Genomic DNA, 19,910 nt, shown 5'->3' with positions numbered 1-19,910 from the left:
GTTGGCATGATCGCCGCATGACTCGCGTGCGACCCACCTGGCCCGACCTCCCGGCGCACGTCCGCGACGCCGTCGTCGCCGAGCTGGGTGGTCCGGTCACGGGCTGGACGTCGCACGACGGTGGTTACTCGCCCGGCTGGGCGCTCACGCTGGAGACGGCGGACGGGAACGTGTTCGTCAAGGTGGCCTCGACCGAGCACGAGGTCGCCGCGCGGCTGCACCGCCGGGAGGCGCAGCGCGCGGCGGCGCTGCCGGGCGGGGTTCCCGCGCCGGCCTTCCGCTGGATCCTGGAGCTGCCCGAACCCGGGGGAGCGGAGCCCGCGTGGGTGGTCATCGCCTCCGACGCAGTCAGGGGACGCGCGCCCCGGACCGAACCGTGGGACCTCGAGGACCTCGACCGTCTGCAGCACCTGGCGCGCCGCATCGCCCGGTACGAGGCGCCGGACGGCGGTACGTTCCCCGCCTTCGCCGACCACACCTGGCCGGAGGCGGCCCTGCTAGCTGCCGAACGTCCGGCGGGTCTGGCGACCTACGACCCCTGGCTGGCCGAGAATCTCGGTCGGATCGCGGGGATCGCCGCGCCCGAGCGGCAGTTCGAAGCGTTCGCCGGACCGCATCTGGTGCACGGTGACCTGCGCGCCGACAACGCGCTCGTCGTCCGGCATGCCGACGGGGTGGAGGAGGCGGTGGCCGTGGACTGGCCGCACGCCGTGCGCGGTGCGGAGTTCCTGGACCAGACCGGCATGCTGGCGGGGGTGCACGCGGGCGGCGGGCCGGCTCCGGAGGAGGTCCTGGAGCGGACGCCGCTCGCCGTGGGTGTCGACCCCGAGGCGGTCACGGTGTGGGTGGCGGTGCTGACCGCCTACTTCGCGCGCAGCTCCCTGCTGGAGCCGCCGCCCGGCATCCCGCACCTGCGCGCGTTCCAGCGCGTCCAGGCGGAGGCGTGCATCCCGTGGCTCCGGTACCGGATCCGCGAGAGCTAGACCTGCGCGGCGGCGAGCTGCTCCCGCACCTGGCGCTTGGCGCGGGTCAGCATGCCCGCCATGCCGTTGAGCCGCAGCAGGCTGACCACCTTGGTGAGGCCGAGCTGGAGCGGGTAGTCCTCGGGCACGTCCAGCACCTGCTGTGCGGTGAGCCCGGTCAGGCCCTGCGCGAGGATCGACGCGAAGCCGCGCGTGGTGGGCGCCTCCTCCGGTGCGCTGGCGTGGAAGGCGACCACGCCGGCGTCGTCCACCTCGGCGAAGGCGTAGACGGGCGACTGGCACTCCTGCACCCGTTCCAGCCGTTCGGGTGCGTCCGCGTACCTGGCGGGCAGCGGCGGAAGCTCGCGCGACACCTCGAGCAGGAGCTGCAGCCGGTCTCGTTCGGGCGTCTCCAGGAAGGCGTCCCGCAGCTCGGCGAGGGCCTCGGGCAGGTCGACGTCGTTGGTGCTCATCGGTCCATCCTTCCATCGGGTGCCAGGTCCGGGCGAGCGGCCCGGCGTCGTCGTACGGTTGATGCATGGCCGAGAAGAAGCGGTCTGGGGAGGACCGCGAACGCTGGTCCCAGGACGTCACCGAAGGCAGTGACGCCCTGGACCTGGAAGAGGGTGTCTTCACGTGGGACGACCCCGCGCGGATCGCCCGGTCGCTCAGACGGTCCGCGGAGTCGAGCGACCGGCGCAAGAGCTCCCCGTACCGCTCGGCGATGTCGATGCTCACGTTCTACGTGAACCGTGCCGGCAAGGAGCTCGACGCGGACCAGCGCGAGGTGCTCGAGCGCGCCAAGGACGAGCTGCGCAAGGAGTTCGGCCGCGCCTGAGCCGGCGTCTGACCGGCGTCAGACGGCGCCGGGCTCGCTGCCGGTCGCGACCGGAACGCGCACGGCGTTGCCCCACTCGGTCCACGAGCCGTCGTAGTTGCGCACGTCGGAGTACCCGAGCAGGTAGGTGAGCGCGAACCAGGTGTGGCTGGAGCGCTCGCCGATGCGGCAGTACGTGATCACGGCGTCGTCGGGGTTCATGCCGAGGTCGGTCGTGTAGATCGCCTCGAGCTCCTCGCGGGTCTTGTACGTGCCGTCCTCCGCGACCGCCGTCGCCCACGGGACGTTGCGCGCGGTGGGGATGTGGCCGCCGCGCAGCACGCCCTCCTCCGGGTAGTCCGGGATGGCGATGCGTTCGCCGGTGTACTCCTGCGGGGAGCGGATGTCGACGAGCGGACCCGTGCCGAGGTGCTGCAGGACGTCCTCGCGGAAGGCGCGGATCGCGCTGTCGTCGCGGACGACGGTGGGGTACTCGACCGGGGCGGGCGCCGGGACGTCGGTGGTGAGCTCGCGGCCCTCCGCGCTCCACAGTCCGCGGCCGCCGTCGAGCAGGCGCACGTCCGTGTGCCCGAACAGGGTGAACACCCAGGCCGTGTACGCGGCCCACCAGTTGTTCTTGTCCCCGTAGAGCACGATCGTCGTGTCGCGGGTGATGCCCTTGCTCCTCATGAGCTCGGCGAACGCCGCGCCGTCCAGGTAGTCCCGCATCTCGGGGTGCTGCAGCTCGGTGTGCCAGTCGACCTTCACGGCGCCCGGGATGTGCCCTGTCTCGTAGAGCAGGACGTCCTCGTCGGACTCGACCACGACGACCCCCGGGTCCTTCAGGTGGTCGGCGAGCCAGGTGGTGCTCACGAGTCGTTCCGGGTGGGCGTACTGCGCGATCTTGTCCGACGGGTCGATGGGCGCGGGCATGGGGCCTCCTCGTAGAGCACGTGCACTGACGAGAATAGAACACACGGGTGTGCCGAAAAGATCCCGGGTGGGGCACGTTCAGGCCAACCGCCGCTCCAGCACACCCAGCCGTGCCCACGCCCGCGCCGCCTGTGGCCCGCCCGCCGGCGCCAGCCGGGCCAGGCGCGTCCAGGCCGCGTGGTCGTCGGCACCCTCGCTCCGCGCGGTCCACTGCTCGACGGCGGCCGCGTCGCTGCAGCCGTGCACCGCCTCGCGGACCTCGGCCTCGAGCTCCTCGCGCAGTCGTTCGACCCCGGGGGCGACCGACCGGCGCAGCAGCGGCTCGGGGTAGGCCGCGAGCGCGCCCCGGACATCGGCGTGGCGGAGCCGGGTACGCACCGTGTCGACGTCGGACCGCAGCGGGCGCGCGAGGCGGTAGGGGCGGGACCCGGCGAGCAGCGGGCCGTTCAGGACGCTGTCGGCGACCCGGCGCAGGCGTGAGATCTCGGCGCGCACCGCGACGAGGGACAGGTCGCCGGGGTGGAGCAGGACGGCGAGCTCCTCCGCGCCGAGACCCCGGGGGTGTTCGGCGAGCAGGAGCAGGATCTCGGCGTGCCGCAGCGAGAGCCGCCGCCCGCGGAGCGCGGGGGCGCCGAGCAGCCGGAGGTCGGGGGCCGGGGGAGAGGCGGCGCCCGCTGCGCCGGGGTCCGGGTCGGGGCCGCCTGCCCAGGCCGGGCGATCGCCGTCGGACCTCCGTAGCTGGGCGGCGCGGGCGGCGAGCTCGCGCTCGACCATCGCGACCGTGGCCCGGACCAGGGCGAGGGCCACGTGCGACCCGGCGGCGCTGCCGCCGGTGAGGTCGAGCACGCCGACGATGCCGCCGGCCGGGTCGTGCACCGGTGCCGCGGTACAGCTGAGCTGCTGGACCGGGCGCACGTAGTGCTCGGCCCCGAGCACCTGGACGGGGCGACGTGTGGCCAGGGCGGTGCCGGGCGCGTTGGTGCCGACGGACTCCTCGCGCCACACCGCGCCCTCGACGAACCCGACGTGGTCCACCGCGGAGCGTACGGGGCCGCGGCCCTCGACCCAGAGCAGCCGTCCGACGTCGTCGGACACCGCCACCACCAGGTCGTCGCCTGTGGCCCCACCCACCAGGTCCCGCACGAGGGGCATCGCGACGGCCAGGGGATGGTCGCGGCGGTAGTCGTCGAGCTCGTCCGACGCTGCGACGGCGACCGTGCCCGGATGGTCCGGGTCCACACCGTTGCGCAGGCTCCGCCGCCACGAGGCCGCGACGACGGGGTCGATCCCCGCGGGCTCCTGCGAGCCTGCGGAACCGACGAAGTTCTCGTATGCCGCGCGCACCCACTGCGCGTCCCGGTGTGGCACCTGCGTCATGCTGCCCCTGACCTGGTTCCGACGTCGTCGTCGAACCACCCAAGTGTAGGCACCACGCCAAGGCCATCAACAGGTTGTCCACCGTGGCCGCCAAGTTATCCACCGCAGTGAGTGCGTTTTCCACAGATCACGGGTGTATTACGGTCTCGCCGCGCGAGACGCTAGAAGTAGTCCTAGCGTCCATCACATCGGTTGTTAAAGGGCCACGAGCCCGACACCTTGTTTTCATGGGATCTCTCTTTGGGGGAAGAGTTGAACACCATCGCTTTGGCCAAGCCGGAACCTGCCCTATCGGGAACTGACGAACAGCCGGGTGACAGACCCGTCCGGCTCGTCGAGCTCGACCCGGTCCAGCTACCTCCGCTCGACGTGGCAGAGCCGCCGCTCGCGGATCTCGCGGGCGCCCGCGGCCGGCGTCGGTGGACGTTCGGCGCAGCGATCATCACCGGTGTCATCGTCGCGATCGCCCTCTGGTCGGGCTCGGTCCGTGCTGACGAGAACAGCCACCTCACGACCCTCACCACCCAGATCGACAGCCAGGTCAGTGCCACCTCGGCTCGTTCGCAGGACCTCGCCGCCGTCGTGGACAGGGCCGAGCGGGTCTACCAGCACTCGAACGGCCAGGTCGCGGACCCGGCCACGCGTGATCTTCTCGCGGAGGCGCTCGCCGACGCGCGTTCGGCCGTGGCGCAGCGCGTGACCGACGCCCCGCCGTCCTCCGTGACGCAGGCTCGCACCCTCCTCGCCCAGGCGGCGCACATGGAGAACTCGCTGGACTGGGCCACCGAGGACCTCCGTGTCGCCGTCGACCTGGTCCAGCAGTCCCAGGGTGCGCAGCGTGTGCTGGACACCCGGGACCCGGTCGGTGACCGCACGGTCCTCACGTCCAACGAGGATTCCTGACACCTCTGTGTCGACGGGTGATGACGGCCTAAAGTTCCGTTGCCCTTCACGCGCCGAAAGCCCTTTTCCTCGAAATGGCGCACTTTCGGGTGCCTCGCCGGTTCTTCCGATCCAAGTTTCCGACGAGAGCAATTCCCTGAGCAATTCTTTCCGCGCTGCGCCATTTCCTGCCGAGTAAAGTTCAGGCCAGTGCCCGGTAGGTCGCTACGAGGTCCAAGAACTCCGCCCGCAGGCCGTACGGGTCGTGCCCCAGGGCGCCGGCTGCGCGCTCCCGCACCGCGTCGAGGCTCGCGCCGGCCCGGTACTCCGACCCGGTGGCGATGAGCCCGAGCTCCGCGACCGCGGACGCGAACGCGAAGTCCGTCGTCGGCGTGGTCGTGAACGCGTCCGCGCCGACCGGGAACTCGACCTCGGTGCTCGACGCCGGTTCGGCGCCGCTCGGCATCTTGTAGCGCACGTGCACCGTCATGAAGTCGTCGCTGGTGCCGACCTCGCGGTCGGAGTACTTCAGGTCGGCGCCGTCCGGGCCACCGGCGCCGTCGGCGGCGGGTACGAGCTCGTAGAACGCCGTGACCGAGTGGCCGGCGCCGACGTCGCCCGCGTCCTTGGTGTCGTCATCGAAGTCCTCGTCCTCCAGGCGCCGGTTGTCGTACCCGATCAGCCGGTACGAGCCGACCGTGGCGGGGTTGAGCTCCACCTGGAGCTTCAGGTCCTTGGCCACCACGAACATGGTGGAGCCGAACTCGTCCACCAGGACCTTGCGCGCCTCGGCCAGGGTGTCGATGTAGGCGTAGTTGCCGTTCCCGTGGTCGGCGATGGCCTCCATCGTGTCGTCCTTCAGGTTGTGCATGCCGAAGCCGAGGACCGAGACGTAGACGCCGGACTCCCGCTCGGCCTCGATCATGTCCGTGAGCTCCTCCGGGCTGGACGGGCCGACGTTGAAGTCCCCGTCGGTGGCAAGGACCACCCGGTTGTTGCCGCCCTCGACGAAGTTCCGCTCGGCGAGCTCGTACGCCGTCCGCAAGCCGTCCGCGCCACCCGTGGAGCCCCCGGCCCGCAGCGACCGCAGGTGGTCCACCAGCACGCCGTGCTCGGACCCGGGCACGGAGTCGGCGACCACCTGGTTGTCGCCCGCGTACGTCACGATCGACACCCGGTCGTCCTCGTCGAGCTGTTCCACGAGCAGCGTGAACGACTCGGCGAGCAGCGGCAGCTTGTTCGGCTCGTCCATCGACTCGGACACGTCGAGCAGGAACACGATGTTGTTGCCCTCCGACGACGGCAGAGCCTCCGTCGCCTGCACCCCGACCATCGCGAGCTGGTGCTCCGGGTTCCACGGCGCCGCCGCCACCTCGGTCGACACCGAGAACGGGTGCTCTGCGCCGGGCTCGGGCGCCGGATAGTCGTAGTCGAAGTAGTTGACGAGCTCCTCGATCCGCACGCCCTCCGGCACGACGCCCTGATTCACCTGGCGCCGCAGGTTCGAGTACGACGCCGTGTCGACGTCCGCCGAGAACGTGGACAACGGGCTCGTGGCGACGTCCCGGAACGGGGTCTCGGGGGAGTCGTCGTACTCCTCGTTCGAACCCGGCGGCACGGGGCCGGGGCCGGGCAGCACAGGGACCGGCAGATCGCCCAGCTCGGGCGCGGGGACCGTGAGGTTCGCCCCGTCGGCGGCGGTCTCCGTCGCGCCGCCGTGAGCGGTGCAGCCGGCGAGCGCCAGCGTCACCGTCACGAGGGCCGCGAACGGCGCCGCGAGCCGTCGCGCCGGGTGTACGGCAGGGCTGGTCCGGTGGGTCGTGGATGTCATGGGGTGGCCTCTCGTCGGCTTCGGAGTGCTTCCTGGGTCCGCGTCCGGTCCTCTGCAGGCCATGTGTTCCGTGGCCGACCCTGCTTGCCGCGCCGAGGTCACGGTCCGGTTGCAACCCCGATGCAACGCCCGGCTGCCTAACCTCGCCCCAGCCGGGTGCGCCGTCGCACCCGGGTGTGGCTCCGCCGTCGGACAGCCGGCGGCGGGCACGAGAACCTGCGAGGAGGCAGACCATGACCGTGTACGCAGCCCCAGGTACCGAAGGTGCCATCGCCAGCTTTCGGCCCCGGTACGACCACTGGATCGGGGGCGAGTACGTACCGCCCGCGAACGGCCAGTACTTCGAGAACCCCAGCCCCGTGAACGGGCGCACCTTCACCGAGGTCGCACGCGGCGACGCCGACGACATCGACCGGGCCCTCGACGCCGCCCACGGCGCCGCACCCGCCTGGGGCCGCACCTCGGTGACGGAGCGCGCCAGGATCCTGAACAAGATCGCCGACCGCATGGAGGAGCACCTCGAGGAGCTGGCCGTCGCCGAGACCTGGGAGAACGGCAAGCCGGTACGCGAGACGCTCGCCGCGGACCTCCCGCTCGCGATCGACCATTTCCGCTACTTCGCGGGCGCGATCCGGGCGCAGGAGGGGTCGATCAGCGAGATCGACGGCGACACCATCGCCTACCACTTCCACGAGCCGCTGGGCGTGGTCGGGCAGATCATCCCCTGGAACTTCCCGATCCTCATGGCCGTGTGGAAGCTGGCGCCGGCGCTCGCGGCGGGCAACGCGGTGGTGCTCAAGCCGGCCGAGCAGACGCCGACGTCGATCCTCTACCTCATGGAGCTCATCGCGGACCTGATCCCGCCGGGCGTCCTGAACGTCGTCAACGGGTTCGGTGCGGAGGCCGGCAAGCCGCTGGCCAGCTCGCCGCGGATCCGCAAGATCGCGTTCACGGGTGAGACCACGACGGGGCGCCTGATCATGCAGTACGCGTCGCAGAACATCATCCCGGTGACGCTGGAGCTGGGCGGCAAGTCGCCGAACATCTTCTTCAGCGACGTCGCGGACGCGAACGACGAGTTCTACGACAAGGCGCTGGAGGGCTTCACGATGTTCGCCCTCAACCAGGGCGAGGTGTGCACGTGCCCGTCGCGTGCGCTCATCCAGGCGGACATCTACCAGTCCTTCCTGGCCGACGCCGTCGCGCGCACCGAGGCGGTCAAGCAGGGCAACCCCCTGGACACCGACACGATGATCGGCGCGCAGGCGAGCAACGACCAGCTCGAGAAGATCCTCAGCTACTTCGACATCGGCAAGGCGGAGGGCGCCAAGGTGCTCACCGGCGGGTACCGGGCCGAGATGGAGGGCGACCTCGCGGGCGGCTACTACGTGACGCCCACGATCTTCGAGGGGAAGAACTCCATGCGGATCTTCCAGGAGGAGATCTTCGGGCCCGTGGTCGCGGTGACCGAGTTCGCCGACTTCGACGACGCCATCAAGGTCGCCAACGACACCCTGTACGGGCTGGGCGCCGGCGTCTGGACCCGGTCGGGTGCGGACGCCTACCGGGCCGGGCGTGCGATCGAGGCCGGCCGCGTGTGGACCAACTGCTACCACGCGTACCCGGCGGCCGCGGCGTTCGGCGGCTACAAGGGTTCCGGCGTCGGCCGCGAGAACCACAAGATGATGCTCGACCACTACCAGCAGACCAAGAACCTGCTGGTGAGCTACGCCCAGGGGAAGCAGGGCTTCTTCTAGGAGCCCGCCGCCCCCGGTGTCAGACGTACAGGTCATCCCGGTGACCTGTACGTCCGACACCGCAACCGACACGAGGAGGTCTCCATGTCCGACGACGTCCGCTCGCCCGAGGTGTCCGACGCACCACCCGCACGGGTCGCCGTGACCGACGCCGCGGCGGCGCTGCTCGTCCGGCTGCGGGACAAGCACGGCGACCTGATGTTCCACCAGTCCGGCGGCTGCTGCGACGGCTCGTCGCCCATGTGCTACCCGGACGGCGACTTCATCACCGGGGACGCCGACATCCACCTCGGTGACCTCGCCGTCGGGGCCGACGGCACCGCGTTCACCGTCCCGGTCTGGATGAGCCGCAGCCAGTTCGAGTACTGGAAGCACACGCATCTCACCATCGACGTGGTCCCCGGCCGTGGCGCCGGGTTCAGCGTGGAGGCGCCCGAGGGAGTGCGCTTCCTCATCCGGTCCCGGCTGTTCACCGACGCGGAGTGGGAGCTGCTCCGCAGCTGAGCACGGCCCGCAGCTGAGCACGGCCCAGGACGGCACGGCCTACTCGGGACGCAGCGGGACGACGCCGTCCGCCGTCGCGAGGAAGAACCCGGCGAGCGGGATGCCGTGCTCCGCCGCGGCCGAACGAAGCGCCGCGCGCCAGGCGCGGTCGCCGGACGAGCCCGCCGCCGGGCCGGGCCGCTCGAGCATCAGCAGGACCGCTGCTCCGGGCTCGTCCTGCACGATCTCGTGCCAGGCCCGACCGAGGTTGCTCACCAGGTGCCCGTCGGGCTCGTCCGGCACATGGTCGATCGGCACGATCACGGGCAGCGGCCGGCGCCCGCCGTCCAGCATCACGAACCACAGCGTGCGGCGGCGCGGAGTGACGCCGTCATGCAGGAACGTCACGAACGCGAGCAAGGCCGCGTCATCGGTAAGCGGATGATCCGGGATGATGTCACTTGATGAGGCCATGGCTTCAGTTCTACCGCGGAATGTGCGCACCGGACGGTTATCCACAGGTCGGTGTCGGGGGGAGCTTGCACACTGCTTCGCGCCAGGACTTGAAGTTGACGCGACGTCAACCTCTACCGTGAGGGACATGCACTGGTCCATCCAAGAGATCGCGCGGCTCACCGGCGTCACCAGCCGGACGTTGCGGCACTACGACGCGGTGGGGCTCCTGCCCGCCACCCGGACGACGGCGAGCGGCCCTCGCCGCTACGACCGCACCGCACTGGTGCGGCTGCAGCGGATCCTGCTGCTGCGCGATCTCGGGCTCGGCCTCGGCGACATCGCCGAGGTGCTCGACAGCGACCGGGACGAGGCGAAGGCGTTACGTCGTCACCTCGTCTCGCTGCGGGCCGAGCAGGGCCGGCTGACGCGGCAGATCGCGTCGGTCGAACGGACGGTCACTGCACTCGAGAAGGACCCCGGAGCGAAGGAGAACATCATGGCGCAGGACATGCTCGACGGATTCGACCACACCCAGTACGAGCAGGAGGTGACCGAGCGCTGGGGCCGCGACGCGTACGTGAAGAGCGACGCGTGGTGGCGCGGTCTCGGCAAGGACCGCCAGGACGAGTTCAAGGCGCAGGTGCTGGCGTTGAACACCGCCTGGATCGAGGCCGCGGAAGCCGGTCTGGACCCGGCGTCAGAGGGGGCACAGGCGATCGCCGCCCGGCACGCCGCGTGGCTCGTCGCCGTACCAGGTACGCCCGGTCACGAGCAGGGCCGACCCGACAAGGGCTACCTGCTCGGCCTGGCCGACATGTACGTGGCCGACGAGCGGTTCGCCGCGAACTACGGCGGTACCGAGGGGGCCACGTTCGTGCGTGGCGTGCTCCGTGTCTACGCGGAGCGGGCCTACCCGGAGGGGAGGGCCTGAGCGCGGTACAGATCACGCAGCAGGCAGATCTCGCCGCCGTGGGCCATGGCCTCGCGGCTGAGGTGCGTCACGAGCGCGGCCATCGGGAACTCGGCGTACGCCAGGCCCTTGGGGCCGATCGGGCGCATCAAGGACTCGTCGTCCAGGGCGGCGATACCGGCCTGCCAGGACCGGTAGCCCTCCTCGAGCATCGCAAGGCCGCCCTCTGCGGTGACCGGTGCCTGGGGCCAGTGCCGCGCATCGAACATGTCGGCATCGGCCGGCGCGTCGGTGGGTCCGAACAGGGCCCTGGCGCGCCGGCCGAACACGTCCCGGCCGACATGGACCATGCGCCATGCAATGGTGGTGACCGGCGGTATCTCCGGCTCGGGCACCTCGTGCTCGAGCCGTGGCTCACCGTCAGGCCCGGGGCGCACGCTCCAGGCCGGCGAGGCAGGCTCCCAGAGATACTCCGCGTCCGTGAGGCCCTCCAGGCGTGGCCAGAGATGGAAGTCCCAGTAGAAGCCGAGCTGGTCGAGGAGGAGGTCACGCCATGTCGTCGACGGCTCTGTCGGGGGCGTCGTCGGCCCGGAAGTGGTCATGCCCGAACGGTACGCAGGGTCACTGACACGCGGTTTCACAGGTTAGCCTCTGCATATGCCCGAAGCGCCCGCCGAAACCTCTCAAAAACTGCCTGTGACCTGCTGGTTTGCCGGTCTGACGACGCTCGATGTGATCCATCGCAGTGCCGTGCGACCGGGGCCGAACCAGAAGATCACCGCCGTCCGTCAGGACGTCTCCGCGGGCGGCCCCGCCGCCAATGCGGCGGTCACCGCCGCGACGCTCGGGGCGCGGGCACTACTGATCAGTGCCATGGGCTCCGGCCCGGTGGGTTCGGCGGCACGCGGCGACCTGGAGCGTCACGGCGTCGAGATCTACGACACGGCGGAGGGACGCGAGATCCCCCTGGCGGTCTCGGCCGTGCTCGTCGACGACGCGACGGGTGACCGCTCCGTCGTCTCGCCCGACGCGACGCTCGCCGCCGGGTTCGACGTCACGCCCGCCGAGCTCGACACCCTGCCACGGCCGGACGTGGTCCTGCTCGACGGGCACCACCCCGACCTGGCGCGGAGTGTCCTCGCGTACGCGCGGACGCTGGAGCCCCGCCCGCTGATCGTCCTCGACGCCGGCCGCTGGCGTCCCGTCTTCGCCGATCTCATGGGGGAGGCCGACGTCACCGCGCGATCCGCGGACTTCCGGGCGCCCGCCGACGTCCCCTGCTCCCGTGCCACGGTCGCCACGCACGGTGCCGACCAGGTGACCTGGTGCGACCAGGACGGGACGGCCGGGACCAGCGACGTGCCGGCCGTCGACGTGCGTGACACGCTGGGCGCCGGGGACGCGTTTCACGGCGCGCTGGCCGTGGCGCTCGCGCAGGGTGCGGGGCTCGAGGCCGCCGTCGAGGAGGCCGTGCGGGTGGCGTCCCTCCGCGTCCAGTACGTCGGCCCTCGATCCTGGCTGGAGAACCTCTCGTGCGCCTGACCACCCCCGAGCTCGTCGAACGGGCCGCCGCGCACGCCGCCGAGGCCCGCCGGACGGGCCGGGTCCGCGTCCTCGGACTCACCGGTCCGCCCGGCGCGGGCAAGTCGACGCTGGCCACCGCGCTCGTCGAGGGCCTGGCCCTCGGTACGGCGGTGGTGGTCGGCATGGACGGTTTCCACCTGTCCAACGCCGTGCTCGAGGCGCGCGGCAGCCGCGACCGCAAGGGCGCCATCGACACGTTCGACGACGCCGGGTACGCGGCCCTGATCGACCGGCTCGCGGACCGCGACCTGGAGGGTCCGCCGGTCTACGCGCCGGAGTTCCACCGCGAGATCGAGGAGCCGGTCGCCGCCGGAACCGTCGTGACGGACGAGCCCCTGGTGATCACGGAGGGCAACTACCTCCTGGCGCCGAGCGGTGCCTGGCCCGCGGCCCGCGCACGCATGGTGGAGGTCTGGTACGTCGATCTGCCGGAGGAGGAGCGGCTGCGGCGCCTCGTCGCCCGGCACCAGACGTTCGGCAAGCCCCGGTCCGACGCCGAGGCGTGGGCTGGCGGGACCGACCAGCGCAACGCGGACCTCATCGCGGCCACCCGGGACCAGGCGGACCTGCTCGTCGAGTGGGTCTGACCCGCGCAGGCGGGGACGGGCCGGGCCGGGGGGCCGGGACGGATGACGCCGGCCGGGACGGGTGGCGTCGACCACAGCTCAGCCGATCTCGAGGACGGCCACGCGCCAGACGCCGCGTCGAGCCTCTAACCGCACGGCGGCGGCTCGCACCCGGCCCTCGTCGTGCAGGATCACCGTGGCCTCGGCCGACGAGGCGCCCAGCCGGACCATCCGCACGCGTCGGACGGTCGCTGCGTGCGCCCTGGGCCGTGGCGCCCGGCTCTGTCGCACCTCGCGCATCAGCCGGCCTCGCTCCAGGAGCTGGTCGTAGACCTGTGGCGTGACCCAGCGCGCGAGCTGGGCCGCCGGCCGCTCGCCGCGGAGCACCTCGACCGCCGCGCGGACCACCCGGCAGACCTGCGCGGTGGGGTCGGGCAGTGTGGGGTCCGGTTCGGGGGTCGGACGTCCGCCCACTGCCTCGAGGGCGGCTGCCGCGTTCTGGAGCTCCGGGTAGGGCGTGCCGCCGATCCGCATCCGGCGCAGGCGACGACCGATCCCGGGTCCCGTCACCGGTCCCACCCGCGGTGTGGCGGGCCGCCGCGGTGGTGCGGGCGGGCCGAGGGCGGCGGCTCGCACCGGCGGGTTCCCGGTGGCCGGAGGGGTGGCCGGAGGGGAAGGCTGCCTCGGCGGGGTGGTCGTGCGGGTCGGTGTCGGCGCTGGGCCCGGTGCCGGGGCCGCAGCCGGTGCTGGGGCCCCGGCTGGGCTCGATGAGCGCTGTGCCGGTGCCGGTGCTGTCGTCGTGGTCGTCGCTGGCGGGCTGTGCGGGCGTGGGCCGTCGGGCGGCGCGTCGGGCGAGACGTCGAGCGTGGTCATGGGAGCTCTCCTGGAGGGCCGTGCGGTGCGGTCGCTGGTTCGGGGTGCTGCGGGGGTGCTTCAGGTCGTGGCCGTTTTCGGTCACGGCCGGTGCAGGACCGTGCCAGGGCGGATCAGGTCGGGGTTCGTCCCCAGCGCCTCTCGGTTGGCGTCGTGCCACCGTGTGACGGCGGCGGCGACCTCGGCGTCGGACGGGTCGGCACCGGCCTGCTCGTCGGCGAGGTGGTGGGCGGCGATACCCCAGAGTGTGTCGCCCGGTTCGACCACGACCAGCGGCTCGCGCACCGTTCCTGCGCGCAGGCCCCGGTTGACCAGCGCGGACCGTTCAGGTGCCGGTCGGGGGCGGGATGCCGCCGACCCGGGCGCTCCGTCGCGGGCCGAGTCCTGGGCTGACGCCACGTCGGTCGGCTGCCAGCCCAGATCGAGCACGACGGCCGGCCCGCCGTCGGCGGAGGCGATCACCCCGGGGCCTCGGTCCGGCAGGGCCATCGCCGTCGGGGCCGCGAGGGCGAGGCCCAGCCCCGCTCCGGCCGCCGCGCGTGCGAGCCGCCGCACGACCGCCGGTGCGTGCCGCGCGACGGCCCGTTCGCCTGCTGCCCAGCGCCGTCCGCGCCGGCCCGCGACCACGCAGGCCAGTGCGATGAGGGCGTGCAGCCCTGTCCAGCCCGCCACGAGCGTGCCGCCGGCCACGGCCGCGAGCTCGACGATGTCCTCGATCGGGAAGAGCGCTGTACCGAGCCCCGTGCCGACCTGCCACGTGCGCGCAGCGAGCACCCCGGTGGCGCCGACGAGCGTGGCGGCGAGAACAAGGAGACCGGTGAGGCCACCACGGGCGGCCCCCGCGCGGACGGCATGCTCGCTGCTTCCGCGAGGGCTCGTTGGTTCCGTCGCCGGCGCGGTGCCCCTGCGATCTGGCTGACGGTTCTTGGTGGCGTACGCCGACGGTGCATGGGTGAGGGCGTGGTTCGACATGGTTCCCCCTGCGGTGGTCGAATTCCGGTGACAACGGACTCATTCACACATTTTGATGATTGTTGATGCCGTCCGGTGCTGGATATTCAACATCGGTGCCGCCGAGGTGTCCACCGGAGGGCGAGATGGCTGTGGATGGCGCAGGGTGACCCCATGGCACTCATGTACCCACCCGGCCCGACCCGCTGGGAAGCGTTGTTCGGAGACCTCGAGGCCCAGGCGGGCGCGCAGGCGGCGGCCGAGGCTGACGCGCTCGTGTCCGAGATGACACGGGCCGAGCACGCGACGATGACGCTCGCGGACCGGTTCCGCGCCGCGGTCGGGTCGGTGGTCACGCTGGAGCTGCTCTCCGGCGCGCCGCTGCGCGGCGTCGTGCGGGAGGCGGCGGACGAGTGGGCCCTGGTGCAGGGTGTCCGGCCCGAACCGGCGAGCCAGCACCTCGTGCCGCTGGCCGCGATCGCCGGTGCCCACGGGCTGGGCCGTCAGGCGGCGCAGGCCACCTCGCGGCGGGACGCGCTCGGTCTCGGGCCGGTGCTACGAGCGCTGCAGCGGGACCGTGCACGCGTCACAGTGCGCACGTTGCACGGCACGGTGGGGGGCCGGATCGCGCGCGTCGGCAGGGATCACCTGGACATCGACGGACTCGATGATCGGGGAACTCGGCTGGTTCCGTTCTCTGCCTTGCTGGCTGTGAGCGAGGCACCCTGAAACGGTCGAGAATGCCGTAAAAAGAGAGCGGGACCGGTGCCACTCTGCATGGAGTGCTCCGGTCCCGTCAGTGTGTTGCGAGGGCTTTCAGGCGTCCGTCGTCGCCGAACCCTTGAGCCGCTCACGGCTCTTTGCGTACATGCGCTCGATGTACGACTCGAGCTCCGCGGCCTCGACGCGCCAGACCTTCTTGGGGCCCACCTGGATGGCGGGAAGGTCGCCGGTCCGAACCAGGGCATAGCCCTGAGCCATCGAGATGTTCAGGGTCTCGACCACATCGGCCAGAGAGAGAAAGCGCTTTTCCATGGGGACAGTGTGGCACGAGACACCGACATGAGGGGGTTATCCACAAGAAGTGTTTATCTGATGCCGGATCGGCGGCGTTCGATCACTATGGTTCCGGCGCTCTGCCTAGGCTGCGCCCATTCTGTCCGGATCAGCACGTCGACTTGTACGCGAAGTTGTACGCGAAGGTCTACCCAAAGTCCACCAAAGTACGCGGAAGGACCGACATGACGTATGCCCCGGCCGCCCCGGCACCACCCGACCTGGGTCAGGGCCTCCCGGAGCCGGTGGCCGCCCGGTTGCGTCGGCCGCGCTGGCGGGATCCGCGGCTCCTGGTGGGTGTCGTCATCGTCGCGCTGTCGGTGGCCCTCGGCTCCTGGGTGGTCTCGGCGGCGAGCCGTACCGTGCCGGTGTTCGTAGCGGACGGTGCGCTGACGCCCGGCACGCCGCTTGCTCCCGAGGCGCTCCGCACCGTCGACGTGCGGCTCGGCGCCGGCGCGGGCGGCTACCTGCCGGCCGACGAGCCGCTGCCCGAGGGCCTGGTGGCGCTCCGGGTGGTGGACGACGGCGAGCTGGTCCCCCTCACCGCGCTCGGCGCCGACGCCGACGTCCGGTCCGTGGCCGTCCCTGTCGGATCAGGGCTCTCGGATCGCATCCGTCCGGGCGCAGTGGTGGACCTGTGGTTCGTGCCCGACGCGCCGGTCGCGACGGGTGCGGCCGGGGGCAAGCCGGCCAGGCCCGAGCCGAGCACGCTCGCACAGAGCGTGGTCGTCGAGCAGGTCGACGCCGAGGACGGCGCGATCGTCGTGGACGGCACCGTCACGCTCCACGTGCTCGTGCCGACCGACTCGCTCCCGAAGGTGCTCACCGCGCTCTCGGGGGCGGGCACGGTCGCCGTCGTGCCGGTGGCAGGTGACGTCCGATGACCGACGAGCGGATGGTCACCGTGCTGGTGGCAGTGCGGGCGCCGGACGAGGAGGCAGCGGTCGTCACGGTGCTCGGTGCGCAGCCGCGCGTGAAGGTGGCCCGCCGGTGCGCCGAGCTGACCGAGCTGCTGGCCGCGGCCGAGGCCGGCGCCGGGACCGCCGCCGTCGTCTCGGGTGACCTGCCCGGCCTGGACCGGGACGCGGTGGCACGGCTGCGCGGTGCCGGTCTGCGGGTGGTCGCGCTCGAGGACCCGGCGACGTCCGCCGAACGGCTCGCCGGGCTGGGGTGCGACGTGGTGGTGACCGAGGGGGACGCGGAGAACCTGGTCGCGGCCGTCCGGGGGGACGCGCCGGAGGCGGCGCCGCCGCCGGCCCCGGCGCCCGAGCTCGAGGGCAGGCCCGGCACGATCGTCGCCGTCTGGGGACCCGCCGGTTCGCCCGGCCGGACGACCACCGCGATCGAGCTCGCCGCGGCCCTCGCCGGGGTGGGGGCCGCCGGGCCGCGCCGTCCGGGCCTGCGGCGTCGCGCACGACCCGCGGTGCCGCCGCACGGCGCCGGCACGGTCCTCCTGGCCGACGCCGACACCTACGCGTCGTCCGTGACCTCCCGTCTCGGCCTGCTCGACGACGCGCCCGGACTCGCCGCCGCCGCGCGGGCTGCCGGGCAGGGCGTGCTGGACGTCGTGACGCTGGCCGGCCACAGCCCTGTGGTGCTGCCCGGGGTACGGGTGCTCACGGGCATCACGCGTGCGTCGCGCTGGCCGGAGCTGTCCGCCACCTCGCTCGACGTGGTGTTCCAGCGCTGCCGCAGTCTCGCGTCGTGGACCGTGGTCGACTGCGGGCCGGTCCTCGAGGCCGACGAGCTCCTCATGTACGACACGCGTGCCCCGCAGCGCAACGGCGCGACCCTGAGCGCGCTGCAGGCCGCGGACATCGTGGTCGTGGTCGGCGGAGCGGATCCCGTGGGCCTCCAGCGCCTGGTGCGCGGCCTGGAAGACCTGCGCGACGCCGCGGTGCCGGTGCCGGCGGCACGCCTGGTGGTGGTCAACCGGGTACGCGAGTCCGCCGTCGGTCGGCGGGCCGGAAGCCAGATACGTGACGCGCTCGCGCGGTACGCGGGGGTCGACGACGTGCACCTCGTCCCCGACGACCCCGCCGGCCTCGACGCAGCGCTGCTGGCCGGCCGGGTGCTCGCCGAGTGCGCGCCCACCTCGCCCGCCCGGGCGGGATTCAGCGGGCTCGCCGACCGGGTCAGGGAGCTCGTGCCCTCGGGCGTGGTCGGGGCTTCTGGGTAACAATCTGCCCGATCGGCGCGGCTCGACGGCGCACGAGCGGCATCCGGCACTAGGTTGTGCGCGTGGCCGCCATGACGAAGGACAACTACGCCGACGACCTACGCCTGGCGCACGTGATCGCCGACCAGGTCGATTCCATCACCATGTCGAGGTACAAGGCGCTGGATCTCAAGGTCGAGACCAAGCCTGACCTGACGCCGGTCTCCGACGCCGACCGCGCTGCCGAGGACTTCATCCGGGGCCAGCTCGCCCGGGCGCGCACGCGGGACGCGATCGTCGGCGAGGAGTACGGCTCGGCGGGCAGCGGCGCACGCCGCTGGATCGTCGACCCGATCGACGGCACCAAGAACTTCGTGCGCGGGGTGCCCGTTTGGGCCACGCTGATCGCCCTCGCCGACGGCGACGAGGTGGTCGTCGGGCTGGTCAGCGCGCCGGCTCTCGGCCGACGATGGTGGGCGGCAAAGGGGTCGGGCGCCTGGACGGGCAAGTCGCTCGCCGCCGCTGCGCGCATGTCCGTGTCCGGGGTGTCCCGGGTCGCGGACGCGTCGTTCAGCTACGCGTCGCTCGGCGGCTGGGAGGAGCGTGGTTCGCTCGACGGCTTCCTCAACCTGACCCGAGCCTGCGCGCGCACCCGCGGGTACGGCGACTTCTGGTCGTACATGCTGGTGGCGGACGGCGCCGTCGACATCGCCGCCGAGCCCGAGCTCGAGGTGTACGACATGGCGGCCCTCGTGCCGATCGTCACCGAGGCAGGCGGAACGTTCACCTCGCTCGACGGCGCGCCGGGTCCCTGGGGCGGCAACGCGGTCGCGACGAACGGGAAGCTGCACAAGGAAGCGCTCGACTACCTGGCCTGACCTGGCCCGCGGTCGTGCCGGCCCGGCGTCGTGCCGGCCCGCTGTCGTGCCGGCCCGCTGTCGTGCCGGAGCGGTCAGCTCCGCGGGATGTCCTTGATCTCGCTCCAGTCGTACCAGAGCAGGTCCCGGTCGGTGACCCGCTGCAGCGCCGCGTCGAGCGCGGTCTCCGACTCCTCGCCGACCGTCGCCGTCGACTCGGCGTCGCTCTCCTCGTCGGCGGCCGTGAGCACGTCGTCGATGTCGGTGGCGGCCTCGGTCTCGTCGACGTGCACGCACACGATCGCGACGTCCTCGACCGTGCTGGTGACCTGGACCTCCGAGGAGACCGTCTCGTCGCCGGCGTCACCGTTCGCTGGGCCCACGGCGGCGTCGGGCACCTCCACCGTGATGATCACGCGCTGGTGCGGGGCGTCGGGACCGCCGGCGATCAGTGCGAGAGAGTCGTCCGCGGCGTTCAGCGCGGCGATGTACTCGAGCGCCTCGGCGTCGTCGTCGGGGAGGGCTGCCTCGAGGTCCTTCGTGACGGCGTGCGCACGGCGCGGGGCGACGGTCCAGCGGGCGGCGTCGGAGGTGTGGGTGACGGCGTCGAGCTCGTCGAGCGTGGCGGGCACGTAGATGCGCATGTGCTCAGTCTGCCGTGTGCGGGCCTCGCGTGAACCCGCAGCCTGCGCTCGCGCGCGTCCGGTGGCGGTGTCGGTGGGTGCCCGTACTCTCGTGTGCGGCGTCGGGGCGGGCGTCGAGGGCATGGGTAGCAGCCGAGGGCGGGAGACGAGATGGGCGCCAAGACCGCGATGCTGGTGTACGCGGACGGGGACGTGGCCGCAGGGCTGACGGAGGCGGCGGAGTTCGCGGACGAGGCGGGCGCGGCCGAACTGCTCGGCCTGCTGTGGCCGCCGGCGCGGATCAGCCCGGACGGGGAGGAGCCGTGGGAGCTCGGGGACGCGGTGTTCCCGCCGCCGGGAAGGGCGTGCGCGTTGTCGACGCCCGAGGTGGACGTCCTGTGCGACCAGGCGCTGATGCTCGACCGGCCCTCGCAGCTGCCCGCACACCTGGTCGGCGCCAGCATGGGCCGCACGCTGTACCTGCACGCGATGCACAGCGCGGTCGACTGGTTCGCCTTCGCGGTGTGGCGGGACGGGGCGTTGGTGCGTTCGCTGAGTCTGTCGCCCGACGACGGCGTCCTGGAGGACACCGGGGAGCGGCTCGCCTTCGAGGAGCCGTTCTGGGCAGGCAAGCATCCGGCGCCTGCCGGTGACGGCTACCCGTTCCCGTTCCATCCGCTGGTGCTGGGGGAGCAGGCGCTGCAGGAGTTCTTCGGGTTCAGCGGCGAGGGTGCGGACGACGGCGGCCCGTCCGCCGGGCGGCTGGACCCCTGGGGCGTGGAGCTCTTCGGGTTTCAGATCGCCTAGGGCCGCCGCTCGACAGATCTTCGAAAG

At 72.3% G+C, this 19,910-nt stretch carries 23 protein-coding genes; 13 read left to right on the top strand and 10 right to left on the bottom strand.

Going from position 1 to position 19,910, the window contains the following annotated elements:
• Positions 1 to 17: 17 nt before the first annotated feature.
• Complete coding sequence (locus ACFSL2_RS11935; protein WP_377198063.1) at positions 18 to 983, top strand: phosphotransferase family protein; 966 nt, start codon at positions 18 to 20, stop codon at positions 981 to 983.
• Here the strand turns inward: ACFSL2_RS11935 and ACFSL2_RS11930 are convergent.
• Complete coding sequence (locus ACFSL2_RS11930) at positions 980 to 1,435, bottom strand: SufE family protein (protein ID WP_377198062.1); 456 nt, start codon at positions 1,433 to 1,435, stop codon at positions 980 to 982. The genes ACFSL2_RS11935 and ACFSL2_RS11930 overlap by 4 nt on opposite strands.
• A 65-nt stretch (positions 1,436 to 1,500) precedes the next feature.
• Here ACFSL2_RS11930 and ACFSL2_RS11925 point away from each other — a divergent pair, with 65 nt between their 5' ends.
• Complete coding sequence (locus ACFSL2_RS11925) at positions 1,501 to 1,800, top strand: DUF3175 domain-containing protein (RefSeq protein WP_377198061.1); 300 nt, start codon at positions 1,501 to 1,503, stop codon at positions 1,798 to 1,800.
• Between the two features lie 18 nt (positions 1,801 to 1,818).
• Here ACFSL2_RS11925 and ACFSL2_RS11920 read toward each other — a convergent pair whose 3' ends face one another.
• Complete coding sequence (locus ACFSL2_RS11920; RefSeq protein WP_377198060.1) at positions 1,819 to 2,712, bottom strand: sulfurtransferase; 894 nt, start codon at positions 2,710 to 2,712, stop codon at positions 1,819 to 1,821.
• 78 nt (positions 2,713 to 2,790) lie between these two features.
• The gene (locus ACFSL2_RS11915) at positions 2,791 to 4,089 is read right to left on the bottom strand and encodes a sigma-54-dependent transcriptional regulator family protein (RefSeq protein ID WP_377198059.1); all 1,299 of its coding nucleotides are present in this window, start codon (positions 4,087 to 4,089) and stop codon (positions 2,791 to 2,793) included.
• 252 nt (positions 4,090 to 4,341) lie between these two features.
• On the opposite strand from ACFSL2_RS11915, the gene ACFSL2_RS11910 reads away from it, so the two are divergent.
• On the top strand, positions 4,342 to 4,992 hold the full coding sequence (locus ACFSL2_RS11910; protein ID WP_377198058.1) for a hypothetical protein: 651 nt from the start codon (positions 4,342 to 4,344) through the stop codon (positions 4,990 to 4,992).
• Between the two features lie 181 nt (positions 4,993 to 5,173).
• Here the strand turns inward: ACFSL2_RS11910 and ACFSL2_RS11905 are convergent, their stop codons facing one another.
• Positions 5,174 to 6,802, bottom strand: coding sequence for a vWA domain-containing protein (locus ACFSL2_RS11905; RefSeq protein WP_377198057.1), 1,629 nt, complete (start codon positions 6,800 to 6,802; stop codon positions 5,174 to 5,176).
• A gap of 233 nt (positions 6,803 to 7,035) precedes the next feature.
• Between ACFSL2_RS11905 and exaC the strand changes: the two genes are divergently transcribed.
• Both exaC and ACFSL2_RS11895 read left to right on the top strand, forming a co-directional pair.
• Entirely contained in the window at positions 7,036 to 8,559 is a 1,524-nt protein-coding gene (exaC, locus tag ACFSL2_RS11900; RefSeq protein WP_377198056.1) for an acetaldehyde dehydrogenase ExaC, read from the top strand.
• Positions 8,560 to 8,643: 84 nt separating this feature from the next.
• On the top strand, positions 8,644 to 9,063 hold the full coding sequence (locus ACFSL2_RS11895; protein ID WP_377198055.1) for a DUF779 domain-containing protein: 420 nt from the start codon (positions 8,644 to 8,646) through the stop codon (positions 9,061 to 9,063).
• A gap of 39 nt (positions 9,064 to 9,102) precedes the next feature.
• Here ACFSL2_RS11895 and ACFSL2_RS11890 read toward each other — a convergent pair whose 3' ends face one another.
• Complete coding sequence (locus tag ACFSL2_RS11890) at positions 9,103 to 9,516, bottom strand: hypothetical protein (protein WP_377198054.1); 414 nt, start codon at positions 9,514 to 9,516, stop codon at positions 9,103 to 9,105.
• A gap of 127 nt (positions 9,517 to 9,643) precedes the next feature.
• On the opposite strand from ACFSL2_RS11890, the gene ACFSL2_RS11885 reads away from it, so the two are divergent.
• A complete protein-coding gene (locus ACFSL2_RS11885; RefSeq protein ID WP_377198053.1) occupies positions 9,644 to 10,429 on the top strand; it encodes a MerR family transcriptional regulator in 786 nt (261 codons plus the stop codon).
• On the opposite strand, the gene ACFSL2_RS11880 is transcribed toward ACFSL2_RS11885, so the two are convergent.
• The gene (locus ACFSL2_RS11880; protein ID WP_377198052.1) at positions 10,408 to 11,010 is read right to left on the bottom strand and encodes a DinB family protein; all 603 of its coding nucleotides are present in this window, start codon (positions 11,008 to 11,010) and stop codon (positions 10,408 to 10,410) included. The two genes, ACFSL2_RS11885 and ACFSL2_RS11880, sit on opposite strands and share 22 nt — an antisense overlap.
• A 55-nt stretch (positions 11,011 to 11,065) precedes the next feature.
• On the opposite strand from ACFSL2_RS11880, the gene ACFSL2_RS11875 reads away from it, so the two are divergent.
• Together ACFSL2_RS11875 and ACFSL2_RS11870 are read left to right on the top strand one after the other, a co-directional pair.
• Positions 11,066 to 11,950, top strand: coding sequence for a PfkB family carbohydrate kinase (locus tag ACFSL2_RS11875; RefSeq protein ID WP_377198051.1), 885 nt, complete (start codon positions 11,066 to 11,068; stop codon positions 11,948 to 11,950).
• On the top strand, positions 11,941 to 12,579 hold the full coding sequence (locus ACFSL2_RS11870; RefSeq protein ID WP_377198050.1) for a nucleoside/nucleotide kinase family protein: 639 nt from the start codon (positions 11,941 to 11,943) through the stop codon (positions 12,577 to 12,579). Before ACFSL2_RS11875 ends, ACFSL2_RS11870 begins: the two co-directional genes overlap by 10 nt.
• Positions 12,580 to 12,657: 78 nt before the next feature.
• Here ACFSL2_RS11870 and ACFSL2_RS11865 read toward each other — a convergent pair whose 3' ends face one another.
• Together ACFSL2_RS11865 and ACFSL2_RS11860 are read right to left on the bottom strand one after the other, a co-directional pair.
• On the bottom strand, positions 12,658 to 13,128 hold the full coding sequence (locus ACFSL2_RS11865) for an Rv3235 family protein (protein ID WP_377198049.1): 471 nt from the start codon (positions 13,126 to 13,128) through the stop codon (positions 12,658 to 12,660).
• A 384-nt stretch (positions 13,129 to 13,512) separates the two neighbouring features.
• The gene (locus ACFSL2_RS11860; RefSeq protein ID WP_377198048.1) at positions 13,513 to 14,403 is read right to left on the bottom strand and encodes a LysM peptidoglycan-binding domain-containing protein; all 891 of its coding nucleotides are present in this window, start codon (positions 14,401 to 14,403) and stop codon (positions 13,513 to 13,515) included.
• Positions 14,404 to 14,556: 153 nt separating this feature from the next.
• On the opposite strand from ACFSL2_RS11860, the gene ACFSL2_RS11855 reads away from it, so the two are divergent.
• Positions 14,557 to 15,111 carry a hypothetical protein gene (locus ACFSL2_RS11855; RefSeq protein WP_377198047.1) on the top strand — a complete coding sequence of 185 codons (555 nt, stop codon included), beginning with the start codon at positions 14,557 to 14,559 and terminating at the stop codon, positions 15,109 to 15,111.
• Between the two features lie 87 nt (positions 15,112 to 15,198).
• Here the strand turns inward: ACFSL2_RS11855 and ACFSL2_RS11850 are convergent, their stop codons facing one another.
• Positions 15,199 to 15,417 (bottom strand): helix-turn-helix transcriptional regulator, encoded by a 219-nt coding sequence (locus ACFSL2_RS11850; RefSeq protein WP_253868520.1) that lies wholly within the window; start codon positions 15,415 to 15,417, stop codon positions 15,199 to 15,201.
• A gap of 206 nt (positions 15,418 to 15,623) precedes the next feature.
• Between ACFSL2_RS11850 and ACFSL2_RS11845 the strand changes: the two genes are divergently transcribed.
• From ACFSL2_RS11845 to hisN, 3 genes are all read left to right on the top strand, one after another.
• The gene (locus tag ACFSL2_RS11845) at positions 15,624 to 16,322 is read left to right on the top strand and encodes a CpaB family protein (RefSeq protein ID WP_377198046.1); all 699 of its coding nucleotides are present in this window, start codon (positions 15,624 to 15,626) and stop codon (positions 16,320 to 16,322) included.
• The gene (locus ACFSL2_RS11840) at positions 16,319 to 17,617 is read left to right on the top strand and encodes an AAA family ATPase (protein WP_377198045.1); all 1,299 of its coding nucleotides are present in this window, start codon (positions 16,319 to 16,321) and stop codon (positions 17,615 to 17,617) included. The genes ACFSL2_RS11845 and ACFSL2_RS11840 overlap by 4 nt, the downstream gene beginning before the upstream one ends.
• A 71-nt stretch (positions 17,618 to 17,688) precedes the next feature.
• On the top strand, positions 17,689 to 18,474 hold the full coding sequence (gene hisN, locus ACFSL2_RS11835) for a histidinol-phosphatase (protein WP_377200817.1): 786 nt from the start codon (positions 17,689 to 17,691) through the stop codon (positions 18,472 to 18,474).
• Between the two features lie 74 nt (positions 18,475 to 18,548).
• On the opposite strand, the gene ACFSL2_RS11830 is transcribed toward hisN, so the two are convergent.
• The gene (locus ACFSL2_RS11830) at positions 18,549 to 19,097 is read right to left on the bottom strand and encodes a DUF6912 family protein (protein ID WP_377198044.1); all 549 of its coding nucleotides are present in this window, start codon (positions 19,095 to 19,097) and stop codon (positions 18,549 to 18,551) included.
• 150 nt (positions 19,098 to 19,247) lie between these two features.
• On the opposite strand from ACFSL2_RS11830, the gene ACFSL2_RS11825 reads away from it, so the two are divergent.
• The gene (locus tag ACFSL2_RS11825; protein ID WP_377198043.1) at positions 19,248 to 19,883 is read left to right on the top strand and encodes a DUF6928 family protein; all 636 of its coding nucleotides are present in this window, start codon (positions 19,248 to 19,250) and stop codon (positions 19,881 to 19,883) included.
• Positions 19,884 to 19,910 lie beyond the last annotated feature (27 nt).

The sequence above is a fragment of the Promicromonospora aerolata genome (assembly GCF_042682255.1).
GTDB lineage: Bacteria > Actinomycetota > Actinomycetes > Actinomycetales > Cellulomonadaceae > Promicromonospora > Promicromonospora aerolata.
The sequence above is the reverse complement of the archived record's forward strand: the minus strand, read 5'-3'. Positions and strand labels throughout refer to the sequence as shown.

Bases quoted from the DNA above. Each gene is read 5' to 3' on its own strand.
- ACFSL2_RS11935 (WP_377198063.1), top strand. From the start codon at position 18: ATGACTCGCGTGCGACCCACCTGGCCCGACCTCCCGGCGCACGTCCGC.
- ACFSL2_RS11930 (WP_377198062.1), bottom strand. From the start codon at position 1,435: ATGAGCACCAACGACGTCGACCTGCCCGAGGCCCTCGCCGAGCTGCGG.
- ACFSL2_RS11925 (WP_377198061.1), top strand. From the start codon at position 1,501: ATGGCCGAGAAGAAGCGGTCTGGGGAGGACCGCGAACGCTGGTCCCAG.
- ACFSL2_RS11920 (WP_377198060.1), bottom strand. From the start codon at position 2,712: ATGCCCGCGCCCATCGACCCGTCGGACAAGATCGCGCAGTACGCCCAC.
- ACFSL2_RS11915 (WP_377198059.1), bottom strand. From the start codon at position 4,089: ATGACGCAGGTGCCACACCGGGACGCGCAGTGGGTGCGCGCGGCATAC.
- ACFSL2_RS11905 (WP_377198057.1), bottom strand. From the start codon at position 6,802: ATGACATCCACGACCCACCGGACCAGCCCTGCCGTACACCCGGCGCGA.
- exaC (WP_377198056.1), top strand. From the start codon at position 7,036: ATGACCGTGTACGCAGCCCCAGGTACCGAAGGTGCCATCGCCAGCTTT.
- ACFSL2_RS11895 (WP_377198055.1), top strand. From the start codon at position 8,644: ATGTCCGACGACGTCCGCTCGCCCGAGGTGTCCGACGCACCACCCGCA.
- ACFSL2_RS11890 (WP_377198054.1), bottom strand. From the start codon at position 9,516: ATGGCCTCATCAAGTGACATCATCCCGGATCATCCGCTTACCGATGAC.
- ACFSL2_RS11885 (WP_377198053.1), top strand. From the start codon at position 9,644: ATGCACTGGTCCATCCAAGAGATCGCGCGGCTCACCGGCGTCACCAGC.
- ACFSL2_RS11880 (WP_377198052.1), bottom strand. From the start codon at position 11,010: ATGACCACTTCCGGGCCGACGACGCCCCCGACAGAGCCGTCGACGACA.
- ACFSL2_RS11875 (WP_377198051.1), top strand. From the start codon at position 11,066: ATGCCCGAAGCGCCCGCCGAAACCTCTCAAAAACTGCCTGTGACCTGC.
- ACFSL2_RS11860 (WP_377198048.1), bottom strand. From the start codon at position 14,403: ATGTCGAACCACGCCCTCACCCATGCACCGTCGGCGTACGCCACCAAG.
- ACFSL2_RS11855 (WP_377198047.1), top strand. From the start codon at position 14,557: ATGGCACTCATGTACCCACCCGGCCCGACCCGCTGGGAAGCGTTGTTC.
- ACFSL2_RS11850 (WP_253868520.1), bottom strand. From the start codon at position 15,417: ATGGAAAAGCGCTTTCTCTCTCTGGCCGATGTGGTCGAGACCCTGAAC.
- ACFSL2_RS11845 (WP_377198046.1), top strand. From the start codon at position 15,624: ATGACGTATGCCCCGGCCGCCCCGGCACCACCCGACCTGGGTCAGGGC.
- ACFSL2_RS11840 (WP_377198045.1), top strand. From the start codon at position 16,319: ATGACCGACGAGCGGATGGTCACCGTGCTGGTGGCAGTGCGGGCGCCG.
- hisN (WP_377200817.1), top strand. From the start codon at position 17,689: ATGACGAAGGACAACTACGCCGACGACCTACGCCTGGCGCACGTGATC.
- ACFSL2_RS11830 (WP_377198044.1), bottom strand. From the start codon at position 19,097: ATGCGCATCTACGTGCCCGCCACGCTCGACGAGCTCGACGCCGTCACC.
- ACFSL2_RS11825 (WP_377198043.1), top strand. From the start codon at position 19,248: ATGGGCGCCAAGACCGCGATGCTGGTGTACGCGGACGGGGACGTGGCC.